The sequence below is a fragment of the Kitasatospora sp. NPDC101183 genome (assembly GCF_044767945.1).
GTDB lineage: Bacteria > Actinomycetota > Actinomycetes > Streptomycetales > Streptomycetaceae > Kitasatospora.
Genome location: NZ_JBIWOW010000003.1, coordinates 182,355 through 198,313, shown reverse-complemented (window position 1 = coordinate 198,313; position 15,959 = coordinate 182,355). Strand labels below are relative to the sequence as shown.

Annotated in this window: 7 protein-coding genes; 2 read left to right on the top strand and 5 right to left on the bottom strand. The window is 72.6% G+C overall.

Annotated features, from left to right (window positions below):
- Nucleotides 1–67: 67 nt before the first annotated feature.
- Together ACIRRS_RS04695 and ACIRRS_RS04690 are read right to left on the bottom strand one after the other, a co-directional pair.
- Nucleotides 68–1,258 carry a hypothetical protein gene (locus tag ACIRRS_RS04695; RefSeq protein WP_402964990.1) on the bottom strand — a complete coding sequence of 397 codons (1,191 nt, stop codon included), beginning with the start codon at nt 1,256–1,258 and terminating at the stop codon, nt 68–70.
- Nucleotides 1,255–2,253 carry a methyltransferase gene (locus ACIRRS_RS04690; RefSeq protein ID WP_402964987.1) on the bottom strand — a complete coding sequence of 333 codons (999 nt, stop codon included), beginning with the start codon at nt 2,251–2,253 and terminating at the stop codon, nt 1,255–1,257. The genes ACIRRS_RS04695 and ACIRRS_RS04690 overlap by 4 nt, the downstream gene beginning before the upstream one ends.
- 315 nt (nt 2,254–2,568) lie before the next feature.
- Between ACIRRS_RS04690 and ACIRRS_RS04685 the strand changes: the two genes are divergently transcribed.
- Both ACIRRS_RS04685 and ddaH read left to right on the top strand, forming a co-directional pair.
- A complete protein-coding gene (locus ACIRRS_RS04685; protein ID WP_402964985.1) occupies nt 2,569–12,078 on the top strand; it encodes an amino acid adenylation domain-containing protein in 9,510 nt (3,169 codons plus the stop codon).
- Nucleotides 12,066–13,052: a dimethylargininase gene (gene ddaH / locus ACIRRS_RS04680; RefSeq protein WP_402964983.1), complete on the top strand. Its 987-nt coding sequence runs from the start codon at nt 12,066–12,068 to the stop codon at nt 13,050–13,052. The genes ACIRRS_RS04685 and ddaH overlap by 13 nt, the downstream gene beginning before the upstream one ends.
- 81 nt (nt 13,053–13,133) lie before the next feature.
- Here ddaH and ACIRRS_RS04675 read toward each other — a convergent pair whose 3' ends face one another.
- From ACIRRS_RS04675 to ACIRRS_RS04665, 3 genes are all read right to left on the bottom strand, one after another.
- The gene (locus ACIRRS_RS04675; protein WP_402964980.1) at nt 13,134–13,961 is read right to left on the bottom strand and encodes an alpha/beta fold hydrolase; all 828 of its coding nucleotides are present in this window, start codon (nt 13,959–13,961) and stop codon (nt 13,134–13,136) included.
- A 137-nt stretch (nt 13,962–14,098) separates the two neighbouring features.
- Nucleotides 14,099–14,944: an ABC transporter permease gene (locus ACIRRS_RS04670; RefSeq protein ID WP_402964978.1), complete on the bottom strand. Its 846-nt coding sequence runs from the start codon at nt 14,942–14,944 to the stop codon at nt 14,099–14,101.
- The gene (locus ACIRRS_RS04665; RefSeq protein WP_402964975.1) at nt 14,941–15,945 is read right to left on the bottom strand and encodes an ATP-binding cassette domain-containing protein; all 1,005 of its coding nucleotides are present in this window, start codon (nt 15,943–15,945) and stop codon (nt 14,941–14,943) included. The genes ACIRRS_RS04670 and ACIRRS_RS04665 overlap by 4 nt, the downstream gene beginning before the upstream one ends.
- Between the last annotated feature and the right edge of the window lie 14 nt (nt 15,946–15,959).

Genomic DNA, 15,959 nt, shown 5'->3' with positions numbered 1-15,959 from the left:
TCCTCCGACTCAATGGAAATCACGGACCCGGCCGCCGGCGCGGGCCCGAAGGGGAATTCCCGTCACCTCAGTAGGAGAGGAAACCGGACAGCAGGGGAAGGCCGGCATAGGGGTCGGTCCCGACCAGGCAGACGTCCTTCTTCATGAATTTCCTGACATAACCCGCACCCTCGGTGTTTCCGGACCCCTTGGTCCCGACCGGGAGATAGGTCCGGGCGAACCGGTAGTGGCTGCCCCGCCACCTCGCCATGGTGCGGTCCAGTTGCCGCCATCCGGCCGTCAGCATCTCGTTCTCGGCGTCCTCGGCGGCGGCCGCGAGCGAGCGGTGGGCCTGGACGTCCGGGTCGTTGAAAACGACGAGGTGATCGATCCGCGCGAACACCTCGGCCTTGCGCGGATCGAATCCGAACAGGGCGATCTCCATCGCGTGGTAGTTCATCGACTGCACCGCGCTGGCCTGCCCGGTCGCCTCCCGGAACGTCATGAACGCCTCGGGGGTCAGCGTCGTCAGGGCCTCGAAGATCGCGCTGACGAGTTCGGCGCACTCGTTGGCCTGGGCCAGCCGGAAGGCCGACCTGGCGGGGAAGGTCTCCATGCCGGCGGCCACCTCCGTGGCCAGCCGGCGGAGCACGAAGAACACCATCTCGGAGGCCTGCACCGAGCGGAGGAAGATGTACTCCTCGTGCTCGTCCGAGCGGGGGAAACGGCTGCACTCCACCAGCAGCGCGAGCCGGCGTCCGAGGACCGGGTCGGCCGCCACGTGGCGCAGCCGGTCGCCCACGCTCACGCCCGCCACCGGGTCCAGCGGAACGGCGCGGATCTTGGCGAGGACACCGGTCAGGAGCTCGATCCGCTCGACGACGTGCTGCGGCCGGGCGTCCTCGTCCCAGGCCGCCCGCTCCACCTCGACCAGATCCGCCAGGGTCTCGTGGAGGGCCAGCAGGGCGCCGTCGACCGGGTCCTCCGGGTAGCGGTCCAGGAACCAGCTGTACACGTGCATGCAGGTGTAGCGGTAGTAGTCCGGTATGGGCAGCTCGGTGCTGAACGGGCGGGTGAGCAGCCGGGTCGTCTCGGCGTCCTCGGAGTTCCCGGCCGACAGCGCCTGGGCGTGCACCGCGGCCAGGTAGTCCCGGTCGGTCTGCTCCAGGAGGCTGCGTCCGCGCTCCCGCTGGAGGCGGGCCAGGACCTGCTGCCGTTCGGTCAGCAGGTCCTCGTGGATCGACAGGAGGTCGACCGGTGCGTCGGTCGGTGCGGTCACGGCTTCCTCCCGATCACCAGGTGCTTGTCCCAACTGGAGCGGTGCACGGAGCAGTCGGTGAATCCCGCCTTCTCCAGCAGCGCGGTGTACTCCGCGCCGGTCCGGTGCCGGCCCTGGGTCTCCACGTGCATGGACAGGTTCATCACCGCGGTCGGCAGCGGCCCGCCCTGCTCGTCGAAGAGGCGTTCCAGCACCAGGACCCGGCCTCCGGGCGCGCAGGCGCGGTACGCCTTCTCCAGGAGCCCGAGGCAGGTCCCGTCCTCCCAGTCGGAGAGGATGTATCCGAAGGACAGGCAGTCGGCGGCCGGCAGCTCGTCCTGGAAGAAGTCGCCGGGAACGAATTCGAGCCGGTCGGTCAGGCCCCGGTCGTGGCGGACCCGGTCCAGGTGGGGCGCGACCTGGGGCAGGTCGAAGACGGCGGCCCGGAGGCCGGAGTACTCGGCCAGGGCCGCCACCGCGAACGCGCCGCTCGCACCGCCGACGTCCACGAGCCTGCGGACGTCGGCGAGTTGCGCCAGCGCCACGAGCTCCTTGGAGGGCTCGTAGCTCAGCTGCCACATGGCCTCCAGGAACGCCCTGGTGGACTCCTCGTCCCGGTAGATGCCGTCGAAGACCGCGGGGCGTCCGACGTCCGCGGCCGCCTTGCCGCGCCGGAGGTAGTCGTCGAGCAGCGACAGCTGGCCGGCCGTGTTGGCCACCAGGTGGCTGACGAACTCCCCCAGGTAGCGGGAGCTCGCCGGGTCGACGTAGGGCACCGTCCCGGGGGCCACCCGGTAGGTTCCGTCGGCACCGCGGTCCAGCACGGAGGCGGCGGCCAGCACCAGCAGGAGACGCTCGGTGGTGTCCGCGTCGATTCCCCTCGCCCTGGCGATGCTCTCGGCGTCGGCCGAGGTCTGCTCGATCAGGTGGGAGAAGACACCGTGCCTGATGGCCAGGTCCAGGGCGTGCGTCGAGAACAATCCGAAGACAGCACTGTCGAGGCTGCTTGGGCTCATCGATTCCCCTTCGTACGGGAGTTGTCCGATTCGGCCGGCCGGTGGCAATTCCCTCCCGGCCGAGCTGTGCGCCACCGGATCGGGGTCAGGGCGGCCGCAGGAACTCCACGATTCACCGTTTCGCCGACCATAGCCCCGGCCCTCATCCGTCTCCGGATCCGCTGCAACAACCTGCCAGGAAGGCCGACATCCGGACGATCCGTCAATGCAGCTTGATGCAGCGCCGGTTGTCGCCCACGGTGGGCCCGCTCAGGATTGCCGTTGCGCACGGAACAGGACAGCAGGCAGGGCTGCCTCGATTGGAGAGAACTGGTTGTGTCTGATCGACAGGACGGCTCGCTGCCGCTGACTCCCGCCCAGACCGGCGTCTGGTTCGCACAGCAAATGAATCCGCGGAACACGGTATTCAACCTCGGCGAATACCTGGACATCAGTGGTCCGGTGGACGGGGACGTGCTGGAGACCGCACTGCGGCTGGTGGTCGGTGAGGCGCAGACGCTTCGGGTGCGGTTCGCCCAGGTCGACGGCGCACCGGTCCAGCGGGTGGTGCCGCAGGACGAGGTCGACGTGCCGCTGCGGCGCGTCGACCTCAGCCGGGAGGCCGACCCGCGGGCCGCCGCACTCGCCCTGATGGCCGAGGAGCTGGGCCGGCCGGTGGACCCGCTGCGCGACCCGCTCTTCCACTTCGCCCTCTTCAGGATCGCGGAGGACCGGTACTTCTGGTTCTACCGCTACCACCACCTGCTGACGGACGGCTACACCGTCGTCCTGCTCGGACGGCGCGTGCCCGAGGTGTACTCGGCGCTGGTCCGCCAACTGCCCGCCCCGGAGAGCCCGTTCGCCCCGCTCGACGAGCTGGTCGCGGAGGACGCGGCCTACCGGGGATCCGAACGGCACGCCCGCGACCGGGAGTTCTGGCTGGCGCGCATGGCGGACTGCCCCGATCCGGTGAGCCTGTCCGGGCGGCAGCCCGGCGCCGCCCTGGACCTGATCCACCGCACGGCCCGGCTCACCACCGAGGAGTCCGACGCGCTGCGATCGCTGGGCCGTGAGGCCGGCGTGTCCTGGCCGCCGGCCCTGGCCGCGGTCGTCGCCGCGTACCTGGGCCGGCTGACCGGCGAGGAGGACGTGGTCCTGGGCTTCCCGGTCTCCAACCGGCAGAGCACGTCCGCCCGTTCCACCCCGGGCATGGTGTCCAACGTGCTCCCGCTGCGGCTGGCCGTCCGGCCGGACACGACCGTCTCCGAGCTGCTCGTCCAGACCTCCCGCGAGATGCGGGCGCTCACCAAGCACCAGCGCTACCCGTACGAGGACCTGCGCCAGGACCTCGGGCTGCTCGCCGACGGACGGCGGATGGTCGGGTCGAGCGTCAACATCGCGATGGTGGAGTCCGAACTCTCCTTCGGCGGCCACACCGCCCGCCCGTGCACCCTGTCGACCGGGCCGACCGACGACCTGTCGTTCCTGGTCTACCAGCGCAACGTCGGCGAAGGCCTGCAGATCGACTGCGACGCGAACCCGGAGCTCTACGGGGCGGAGGACCTCGCCGCGTACCACGAGGGCTTCCTGGAGTACCTGCGCGCCCTCACCACGGCCCACCCGGGCCAGCGGCTGGACACCGTCCCGGTGCCGGCCCGCGCCCGGCAGGCCCGGGAGCGGGCCCTGGCCGCACTCGCCGCGGCCCCGGCCGCCGACGCGGTGCCGGCCCCGACGGCACCCGAGGACGGCACCGACGCCGCCGGCCGTGCGCCCCGTACGCCCCGTACGCCGCAGGAGGAGATCCTCTGCCGCCTCTTCGCCGAGGCGCTGGGGGTGGAGGAGGTCGGGATCGACGACAACTTCTTCCTCCTGGGCGGACGTTCGCTCCAGGTGACCCGGCTGGCGAGCCGGATCCGCTCGGCCCTGAAGGTCGAGCTGGGGCTGCGCACCGTCTTCGAGAACGCGACGGTCGCGGCGCTGTCCGGGCACCTGGGCGGCGCGGCCGGAGCGAGGCCGCCGCTGCGGCCCACCGAGCGCCCGGAGCACCTCCCGCTCTCCCCCGCCCAGAACCGGCTCTGGTTCCTCAACCAGCTGCAGCACGACGGCGCGGTCTACAACGACGGCGTGGCGATCCGGCTGACCGGCCGCCTGGACACCGCGGCACTGCACGAGGCCCTGGGCGACGTGGTGGCCCGGCACGAGAGCCTGCGCACCGTCTTCCCCTCGGAGAACGGTCAGCCGCGGCAGCTGGTCCTGGACCCCGAGGCGGCCCGGCCCGCGCTGCCGGTGATCCCGGCCGACCCGGACGAACTCGCCGCCGCCCTCGCCGAGGGCGGCCGGCAGGGCTTCGACCTCGTCGCCCGACTCCCGCTGCGCGCAAGGCTTTTCCGGCTCTCCGAACAGGAGCACGTGTTCCAGCTGGTCGTCCACCACATCGCCTGTGACGGGTGGTCCGTGGCGCCCTTCACCCGGGATCTCGCCGCCGCCTACGCGGCCCGGTGCTCGGGGACCGCCCCGCAGTGGCAACCGCTCCCGGTCCAGTACGCCGACTACGTGCTGTGGCAGCGGGAGGTGATGGGGGACGCCGCCGACCCGGGGAGCGAGCTGGCGCGACAGCTGCGGTACTGGCGGGCCGCGCTCGACGGGCTGCCCGAGGAGATCGCCCTTCCCACCGACCGACCGCGGCCCACCACGCCCGGCTACCGGGGCGGCCGGGTGCCGTTCAGCCTCCCCTCCCGGACCCACGACCTGCTCCTCGCCCTCGCGGCCGAGAGCCGCGCCAGCATGTTCATGGTGGCGCAGGCCGCGCTGGCGGCCCTGCTCAGCGGGACGGGCGCGGGCGCCGACATCCCGATCGGCAGCGTCATCGCGGGGCGCACCGACGAGGCGCTGCACGACCTCGTGGGCTTCTTCGTCAACTCGGTGGTGCTCCGGACCGACACCTCCGGCCACCCGACCTTCCGCCAACTGCTGGCCCGGGTACGGGAGAACAACCTCGCCGCCTACGCCAACCAGGACCTCCCGTTCGAGCAGGTGGTCGAGGCCCTCAACCCGGTCCGGTCGCTGGCCCGCCACCCGCTGTTCCAGGTCGCGCTGGACGTGCAGGACAACGCGCGTCCGGCCCTGGCCCTGCCGGGGCTCACGGCCGAACCCGAGATGCTGGACACCGGGACCGCCAAGTTCGACCTGATGCTGCGGCTCAGCGAGCAGGAGGGCGTGGACGGCGCGCCCGGCGGCGTCCTGGGCAGCATCGACTACGCCGCCGACCTCTTCGACGAGACGACCGTCCAGGACCTCGTCACGCGGCTGGTCCGGATCCTGGAGGCGGTCGCCGCCGAGCCGGACGCACCGGTGGACTCGGTGGAGACGCTGTCACCGGCCGAGCGGCACAAGCTGCTGGTGGAGTGGAACGACACCGCCGTGGCGCTGCCGCACGCGACCGTCTCCGACCTCTTCCGGGCCCGCGTGGACGAGGTCCCCGACAACACCGCGGTGGTCTTCGGCGAGGTGGCCCTGTCGTACCGGGAGCTGGACGAGCGGGCCGAGCGCCTGGCCCGGCTGCTGCGCGAGCGCGGGGCCGGCCCGGAGCGGATCGTCGCGGTGCTGCTGCCCCGGTCGGTGGAGCTGATCGTGTCCTTCCTGGCGGTGCAGAAGGCGGGTGCGGTCTACCTGCCGGTCGACCCCGACTACCCGGCGGACCGGATCGCCCACATCCTCGACGACGCCCGGCCCGTCCTGGTCCTGACCGACACGGAGGCCGAGGCCTCGATACCCGGTCCGGTCGCCGACGGTCCGTCCAGGCTGCTCCTGGACCGGCTTCCGGCCGACGGCGGCGCGGCCGGGCCGGCCGCGGCGCCGCAGGGCCGGCAGGCCTCCGAGGCCGCCTACGTGATCTACACCTCGGGCTCCACCGGCCGGCCCAAGGGCGTCGTGGTCACCCATGTCGGCGTGGCCGGCCTGGTCGCCGCCCAGCGGGAGCGGTTCGACATCCACCCCGACAGCCGGATCCTGCAGTTCGCCTCGCCGAGCTTCGACGCCTCCGTCTCGGAGATCTGCACCGCCGTCCTGACCGGCGCGGCACTCGTCCTGGCCACCCCCGGGGACCTGGCCGCCGGCCGGCCCCTGTCCACCCTGCTCGCCGGACAGCGGGTGACGCACGCGACCCTGCCGCCCGTCCTGGTCGCGGCCCTCGACACCGACGCGTTGCCGCCCCGGATGACCCTGGTGACCGCGGGCGAGGCGTGCCCGGCGGACCTGGTGACGCGATGGGCGCCGGGCCGTCGGATGATCAACGCCTACGGCCCGACCGAGTCCACCGTCTGCACCACCATGAGCTCCCCCCTCGCCCCGGGCACCGGGGTGCCGCCCATCGGCCGGCCGATCGCCAACATCCGCGTCTTCGTCCTCGACGACGCCCTGCGCCCGGTCCCCGCCGGGGTGCCCGGCGAGCTCTACATCGCCGGTGACGGCCTGGCCCGCGGCTACCTGCACCGGCCGGGTCTGACGGCCGAGCGGTTCGTCGCCTGCCCGTTCGGGGAGCCCGGCGAGCGGATGTACCGCTCCGGCGACCTCGTCCGCTGGAGCCGGGACGGCGAACTGGAATACCTCCACCGCGTCGACGACCAGGTCAAGATCCGCGGCTTCCGGATCGAGCTCGGGGAGATCGAGGCCGTCGTGGCCCGCGATGAGCAGGTCGCCCGCGCGGTCGCGGTCGTCCGGGAGGACCGGCCGGGCGACAAGCAACTGGTCGCCTACGTGGTGCCGGCCCCCGGCGGCGCGCCCGACCCGGCCGGGATCAGGGCCGCGGTGGCCACGGCCCTGCCCGACTACATGGTTCCGGCGGCCGTCGTGGTGATCGACGCGATCCCGACGACGGCCAACGGCAAGCTGGACCGCAGGGCGCTGCCCGCACCGGACTTCGGCGCGGGCGCGCCGGAGAGGGCCGCGCGCACCCCCCAGGAGGAGCTGCTGTGCGGGCTCTTCGCCGAGGTGCTGGGCCTCGGGCGGGTCGGCATCGACCGGAGCTTCTTCGACCTCGGCGGGCACTCGCTGCTGGCGACGCGGCTGGTGAGCCGGATCCGCTCCGAGCTCGGTGCCGAGCTCACGGTGGCGGACGTCTTCACCGCACCGTCCGTCGCCGCCCTGGCGCAGCGGCTCGCCGACGCGGGCACGGCACGCCGGGCCCTGACCGTCATGCCGCGGCCCGCGCGCATCCCGCTGTCGCCCGCGCAGCAGCGTCTCTGGTTCGTCAACCGCTTCCAGGAGGCGGGCGGCAACTACAACACCGGTCTCTCCCTGAGCCTGTCCGGGCCGGTGGACCAGGCCGCCCTCCGGGCCGCGCTCGGGGACGTCCTGGCCCGGCACGAGAGCCTGCGCACCGTCTTCCCCGACGTCGACGGGCAGCCGAGCCAGCTGGTCCTGAGCCCGGAACAGGCCGGCTTCGAGCTGACGGTCGCCCAGGTCACCGCGGCCGAACTGGACGGGGAACTGTCCCGGGCCGCCTCCAGCGGCTACGACCTGGCCGTCGACCCCCCGCTGCGTGCCTGGCTGTTCCAGCTCGGCCCGGAGGAGTTCGTCCTGCTGCTGGTGGTGCACCACATCGCCGGCGACGGCTGGTCGATGGCCCCGCTGTCGCGCGACCTCTCCGCCGCCTACCGGGCCCGTCGCGCGGGTACGGCGCCCGCGTGGGAGCCGCTGCCCGTCCAGTACGCGGACTACACGCTGTGGCAGCGCGAGGTGCTGGGCGACAGGAACGACGCGGACAGCCCGCTGGCCGGACAGCTGGAGCACTGGCGCAAGGCCCTCGCCGGGCTGCCGGAGGAGCTGGTGCTCCCCACCGACCGACCGCGCCCGGGGCGGCTCAGCTACCGCGGTGGGACCGTCGACGTCCGGATCGGCCCCGACCTGCACGACGCGGTCGCCCGGCTCGCCCGGGACACCGGCAGCAGCGTGTTCATGGTCGTGCAGGCCGCGACCGCCGTCCTGCTCGGCACGATGGGCGCCGGCGAGGACGTCCCGATCGGCAGCGTGATCGCCGGCCGCACCGACGAGGCGCTCGACGACCTGGTCGGGTTCTTCGTCAACACCCTGGTGCTGCGCACCGACCTCTCGGGGAACCCGAGCTTCCGCCAACTGGTCGAGCGGGTACGGGAGACCGACCTGTCCGCCTACGCCAACCAGGACCTCCCGTTCGAGCAGCTGGTCGAGGAGCTCAACCCGGCCCGCTCCCGGGCCCGGCATCCCCTGTTCCAGGTGATGCTGACGATGCAGAACACCCCCCGGGGCCGGCTCGACCTGGACGAGGTGGCGGTGCGTCCGCTGCCGCTGGAGATCGACACGGCGAAGTTCGACCTGTCGTTCCAGCTCGGGGAGCGCTTCGGCCCGGACGACGCGCCCGCCGGGATCGAGGGCGCGATCGAGTTCGCCACCGACCTGTTCGACCGCGCCACGGTCGAGGAGCTGGCCCGCCGCCTGGAGCGGGTGCTGGAGGCGGTGACCGCCGACCCGGACCGGCCCGTCGTGGCCGTGGACGTCCTGGGCCGGGCCGAGCGCGAGCGGATCCTGACCGAGTGGAACACCACCGGCCACGACGCGGTGGACGGCTCGCTGACCGCGCTGTTCGAAGCCCGGGCGGCGAGCGTGCCCGACGCGGTCGCGGTGGTGAGCGGCGGGACGACGCTCTCCTACGCGGAGGTCAACGCCCGGGCCAACCGCCTGGCGCGGTTCCTGGTCGCACGGGGAGCAGGGCCCGAGAAGCTGGTGGGACTGGCCCTGCCGCGTTCGGAACAGCTGGTCGTCGCCCTGCTCGCGGTGCTGAAGACCGGCGCGGGCTACCTTCCGGTGGACCCGGACTACCCCGCCGAGCGGATCACGTACATGCTCCGGGAGGCACGGCCGACGGTGGTGCTCTCCACCGCCGAGGCCACCGCCGCCCTGGGCCCGGCGCTGACGGCCGACGTGCCCGTGCTGGTGCTCGGGTCGCCCGAGGTGGACCTGTCGCGGCTCGCGGACGGCGATCTGACGGACGACGAACGCGGCGGCGCGGTGGCGCCGGACAACCTCGCGTACGTGATGTACACCTCGGGGTCGACCGGGGCGCCGAAGGGCGTGGCCGTCACGCACGGCGACGTCGTGGCACTGGCGACGGACAGCCGCTACGCCGAGGGCCACGAAGCCGTGCTGCTGCACTCCGCGCAGGCGTTCGACGCCTCGACCTACGAGCTGTGGGTGCCGCTGTTGTCCGGCGGCCGGGTCGTGGTCGCGCCTCCGGGCGAGCTGACCACGGTGACGCTCCGCGAGACCGTCGCCCGTCACCGGGTTCGCGCGCTGTGGCTGACGGCCGCGCTGTTCCGCCTGTTCGCCGAGGACGACCCCGGCTGCCTGGCCGGCCTGCGCGAGGTGTGGACCGGCGGCGACGTCGTCCCGGCCGAGGCTGTGCGCAAGGTGCTCGACGCGTGCCCGGGCCTGGTCGTCGTGGACGGCTACGGCCCCACGGAGACCACCACCTTCGCGACCTCCTTCCGGATGGAGTCGGCACGGGCGGTTCCGCCGTCGGTACCGATCGGCCGGCCGATGGATTCCATGCGCCTGCGCGTGCTCGACAGTGCGCTGCGCCTGGTCCCGACGGGCGTGCCGGGCGAGTTGTACGTCGCGGGCGTGGGCCTGGCGCGCGGGTACCTGCACCGGCCGGCGCTGACGGGCGAGCGGTTCGTCGCCGACCCGTACGGCGCCCCGGGCGAGCGGATGTACCGCACCGGCGACCTGGTGCGCTGGACCGCCGACGGGCAGGTCCAGTTCATGGGGCGCGCGGACGAGCAGGTCAAGATCCGCGGCTTCCGGATCGAACCCGGCGAGATCGAGGCCGTCGTCGCGGGCCACGACGAGGTCACCCAGGTCGCGGTGGTCGTGCGCGAGGACCAGCCGGGCGTGAAGCGCCTGGTGGCCTACCTGGTCGCCGCGGCCGGCGGCGTCGACGTCGACGCCGTCCGGGCCCGGGTGGCGGATTCCCTGCCCGACCACATGGTGCCGGCGGCGTTCGTGACGCTGGACCGGCTGCCGCTGACGGCCAACGGCAAGCTCGACCGCCGGGCCCTGCCCGCGCCCGACTTCAGCGCTCTGACCAGCGGGCGCGCTCCGCGCAACGACCGGGAGGAGCTGCTCTGCTCGCTGTTCGCCGAGGTCCTCGGCCTGAACGGGGTCGGTATCGACGACGGCTTCTTCGCCCTCGGCGGTGACAGCATCATGTCGATCCAGCTGGTCAGCCGGGCACACAAGGCCGGTCTGCTCCTGAGGACCGGCGACGTGTTCCAGCACCAGACGGTCGCGGACCTGGCCGTGGTCGCGGAGACGGTGTCCCGCACGACCGAGGAGGACCCGGACGCCGGTATCGGCCCGGTGCCGCCGACACCGGTCATGCACTGGCTACGGGAGTCCGGCGGGCCGGTCGACGGGTTCAACCAGGCCGTGCTGGTGCAGTCCCCGGCGGACTGCACGTCCGGGCACCTGGTGCGGGTGCTCCAGGCGCTGCTGGACCGCCACGACGCCCTGCGGATGCGCCTCACGCGGCTCCCCGACGGCGCCTGGGCGCTGGAGACGCCGCCCCGGGGCAGCGTCCGGGCCGAGGACCTCCTGCGGCGGGTCGACCTGGCCGGCGCCGACGTCCCCGGCGAGGCGCGGGCCGCCCAGCAGCGCCTGTCCCCCGAGGCCGGCACGATGCTCCAGGCCGTCTGGTTCGACGCCGGGCCCGGCGCCACCGGGCAACTGCTGCTGATGCTCCACCACCTGGTGGTCGACGGCGTCTCCTGGCGGATCCTGCTGCAGGAGCTGGCGCAGCAGTACGCGGCCGACGGCCGGGAGGTGGACCACGGCCCGGTCGGGACCTCGTTCCGGCGCTGGGCCGAGCACCTCGTCACGGCCGCCCGGTCGCCCCGTCGGCTGGCGGAACTCCCGCTCTGGACCGACATCCTCGACGCCCCCCAGCCCGCGCTGGGCGCGCGGGAACTCGACCCGCGGCGCGACACCGTCGCGACCTCCCAGCAGCTCACGCTCACCCTGCCTGCCGAGCGGACCGAACCGCTGCTGACCTCGGTGCCGGCCGCCTTCCACGCGGGCGTCAACGACGTCCTGCTGACCGCGTTCGCCCTGGCCGTCCTCGACTGGCGGGGCCGGCCGGCGTCCGGGCACGGCGTTCTGCTGGACCTCGAAGGACACGGCCGGGAGGAGATCGCCGACGAACTCGACGTCTCGCGGACGGTCGGCTGGTTCACCAGCCTGTACCCCGTGCGACTCGACCCCGGGGTCGGCCCGGCGGACTGGCCGGACGTCTGGGCGGGCGGCCCCGCCCTGGGCCGCGCCCTCAAGGAGGTCAAGGAGCAGTTGCGCGCCGTACCGGACCACGGTCTGGGCTACGGGCTGCTGCGCTACCTCAACGAGCACACCGGCCCCGCGCTGGCGGCCCTGCCGGCGCCCCGGATCGGGTTCAACTACCTCGGCCGGATCGACGCGGCCGACGACCACCGGGCCGCCGCGGACTGGACCCCGCTCTCGGGTGCCGATCTGGGCAGCGGCTTCGACCCCGAGATGCCCTTCCGGCACGCCCTGGACCTCAACGCGGTGGTCCAGGACCACTCCGACGGCCCGCGCCTGGTGGCCGTCTGGTCCTGGCCGCGGGAACTGTTCGGGGAGGAGGAGGTGCGCGCCCTGGCCGAGGCCTGGTTCCGCGCCCTGACCGCGCTCGTCGACCACGGGGTCGGCCCGGCCGCCGGCGGCTACACGCCCTCCGACCTCCCGTTGGTCAACCTGAGCCAGCAGGATCTCGACCTGTTGCAGGAGGAATGGGGCTTCTGAGCCGGACGGCCGGAGCCCGACGGCTCCGTTTCCACAAGTCGGTGCCCCGGCGCGTGCGTTCGAGCCGCGCCGGGGCGCCTCGATCCCGAGGAGTTCCGATGGGACAGACAGGACAGACAGGACAGGCAGGACAGCCGAGACGAACGGGACAAGGGCCGCAGATCCGCCGGCCGCGTCCCCACCACTACCTGATGTGCCGCCCGAGCCACTTCGAGGTGACGTACTCGATCAACCCGTGGATGGACCCCGACAAGCCCGTGGACGTGGAGCTCGCCGTCCTCCAGTGGGAGCGGCTGCGCACCCTCTACACGGAGTTGGGGCACCGGGTCGAGCTGATCGAGCCGGTGCCGGGCCTGCCGGACATGGTCTATGCCGCCAACGGCGCGACGGTGGTGGACGGCAAGGTCCTCGGAGCCCGCTTCCGCAACGCCGAGCGGCACGCCGAGGGTCCCGCCTACCTGGACTGGTTCCGGGCCCGGGGCTACCGGGAGACGCACGACCCGGTCCATGTGAACGAGGGCGAGGGCGACTTCCTCCTCGCCGGCAGGTACGTGCTGGCGGGCCGGGGCTTCCGCAGCGTTTCCGACGCCCATGCCGAAGCCCAGGAGTTCTTCGGCCGTCCGGTGGTCGGCCTGGATCTCGTCGACCCGCGCTTCTACCACCTCGACACCGCGCTCTGCGTGCTGGACGAGGACGAGGTGATGTACTACCCGGACGCCTTCTCGCCGGGCAGTCGGGCGGTGCTGCGGCGGCTCTTCCCGGACGCTCTGCTGGCGAGCGAGGCCGACGCCGAGGCGTTCGGCCTCAACGCGGTCAGCGACGGCCTCAACGTCGTCCTGCCCGAAGCGGCGGCCGGCCTGACGGCGAAGCTGCGCGAGCGGGGCTTCCGGCCGATCGGGATGGACCTCTCCGAGCTGCTCAAGGGCGGTGGCAGCGTGAAGTGCTGCACGCTCGTGCTCCGAGACCGGAACTGACCGTCCCCGGCAGCGCCGCCGGCACGCGACGAGGGGCGGTCCGAGGAGGACCGCCCCTGACGTGTCTTCGGACCACTGCGCTCAGGACCGGCCCACCCGGGCCAGGATCTCGTCGGTGACCCGCTCCGGCGCCTCCTCCGGCTGGAAGTGCGAGACACCTTCCAGCGTCACCAGCCGGTAGGGGCCGGTGACGTGGTCGGCGGCCTTCTCCACGGCCGTCCTGCTGGCCGCCCCGTCACCGTCGCTGGAGATCAGCGTGGTGGGCGCCGACACCGGGCGGAGCCGCTCCGACGAGTCGAGCAGGCTGCCGGAGCGGTACCAGTTCAACGTCGCGTCCAGGACGCCCGGTTGGGCGTGGAGCGCGAGGTAGCGCTCCACCTGTTCGGGAGCGACGGCCGGGCCGAAGAGGGTGCGCAGCATCGCCGCGTCGTCGGCGAGCAGCGCCGCCGTGCTCTCCTCCGTGACGAAGAAGGCGATGTACTGCGAGAGTTGACGCTGCACCGGGTCGTTGCGCAGGGCCCACCAGTACGCTTCGAGGTGGGGCACCGACAGGGCGGTCAGCGTGCGCACCCGGCTCGGGTGCTCCGCGGCCAGGTACCAGGCGACCACCGCACCCCAGTCATGACCCACCACGTGGGCGTCCTCGACCCCCAGGGCGTCGAGGATGCCCACGGCATCCCCACCCAGCAGCGGCAGCGCGTAGGACTGCGCTCCCGTCGGCCGGGCGCCGGCGGAGTAGCCGCGCTGGTCGGGCGCGATGGTGCGCAGACCGGCCCGGTTCAGCTCCGGCGCGATGGCGTGCCAGCAGTGCCGGCTCTGGGGAAAGCCGTGCAGCAGGAGAACGGGCTCGCCGTCGTCCGGGCCGGACACGTCGACATCGAAGAGAAACTCACCGACGGGGACCTGCATGTGTCATTCCTCCGTGCTGTGTCCGGACGGGCTGTCCACTCGTGTTCCTGAGGGCGAAGTCGCCGTTGGCGGCGACGAAGTCCGGGCCTCCCCCGACGGAACGGGAGAAGGCCCGGATCGGTGTGAACCAGCGGTTCCTACTTCTTGGCGGCCGACTTCTCGAAGGCCCGGGTCGCCAGCGGAACGGCGACGGCGATCAGGGCGACGGTCAGGATCAGGGCCATCGGCACCGGGTGCTGCATGGGAAACGTCTGGTCGGCCGATGTCGGTGCGGCGTTGCCGAAGAGCTTGCGGCTGGCCAGGACGACCGCGCTCACCGGATTCCAGCCGGCGATCTCCTGCATCCAGCCGGGCAGTCCGTCGAGCGGGATGTACGCGTTCGACAGGAACGACATCGGCATCACGATGACGGCACTCACGCCGTTCACGGCCGGGGCGTTGCGCAGCACCAGGCCGAGCAGCGCACCGAGCCAGGACGTCGCGAAGGCGAGCAGGAGCAGCAGTCCGAAGCCGGCCAGCATCGACAGGAAGCCCTCGTGCGTCCGCCAGCCGATGGCGTAGCCGATGACCGACATCAGCAGGAAGCTCCAGGCCACCACGATCACGTCGCTGGTGGTGCGGCCGATCAGCACGGCCGAGCGTGAGATCGGCAGTGAACGGAAGCGGTCCATCAGGCCGTTGTGGAGATCCGTCACCACGCCCATGGCCGTGAGTCCCACGTTGCCCAGGACGACCTGGACGAAGATTCCGGCCATGATGTATTCCTGGTAGTTCATACCGCCAGGAACCTTCATCGCGCTGCCGAACAGGAAGCCGAACACGATGACGAACACGGCCGGCATCAGCGTGAGCGTGATCAACTGCTCAGGCGTCCGCTTGAGCTGTCGCATCTGACGCTCGACCAGGGCCACCGAGTCACTGACGGCACCGGCGAACCTGCCGGTGACGGCGCCGTCCGCTCCGCTGACTGCGATGTCGCTCATGCTGCTACCTTCCCCTGCGATTCCTGTCGGGCGTTGCGGTCCGTCGGCCCCGCCGCCTCGACCTCGGCGACCTGCCCGGTGAGGGCGAGGAAGACGTCGTCCATGGACGAACGGCGGACGGCGAAGTCCACGGGCTCCACCTCGGCCGACCTCAGCTTGGCGGCCACCGCGGCGATGCTCTCCACCCCGCCGACCAGCGGCACCGAGACCCGGCGGGCCTCCTCGTCGACCGTCGGCTCCACGGACGCGACCGCGCCCATCGCGCTGACCACTGCCGGGAGTTCCAGGTCGGTGGCCACGGACACCTCCAGCCGCTCACCGCCGACCTTGCGCTTCAGCTCGTTCGGGGTGCCCTCGGCGATGGTGCGGCCCTTGTCGATCAGCATGATCCGGTCGGCCAGTTGGTCGGCCTCCTCCAGGTACTGCGTGGTGAGCAGGACCGTCACGCCGCTCTCCACCTGCTCCCGGACCATCCGGTACAGCACGAGCCGGCTGGTCACGTCCAGCCCGGTGGTCGGCTCGTCCAGGAAGAGGACGGTGGGAGCCGCGACGAGGCTCGCCGCGAGGTCGAGCCGGCGCCGCATGCCGCCCGAGTAGGTCTTGGACTGGCGGTTCGCCGCATCGGTCAGCTCGAACCGCTCCAGGAGTTCGTCCGCGCGGGCCCGCGCCCGCCGGCGCCCCATGCGCAGCAGCACGCCGATCAGCGTGAGGTTCTCCCGCCCGGTGAGCATCTCGTCGACCGCGGCGTACTGTCCGGTCAGGCCGATGCGGCGCCGGATCTCCCTCGGTTCCCGGGCGAGGTCGTACCCGGCCACGGAGACCCGCCCGGCGTCCGGGACCAGCAGCGTGGCGAGAATGCGCACCGTGGTGGTCTTCCCCGCCCCGTTCGGGCCGAGGAGCCCGAGGACCGTTCCCGCCGGGACGGAGAGGTCGACACCACTCAGCACCTCACGCTCGGCGTATTTTTTGCGGAGTCCCTCCGCAGAGATCGCTATGTCCATGCCTCATCACTCCG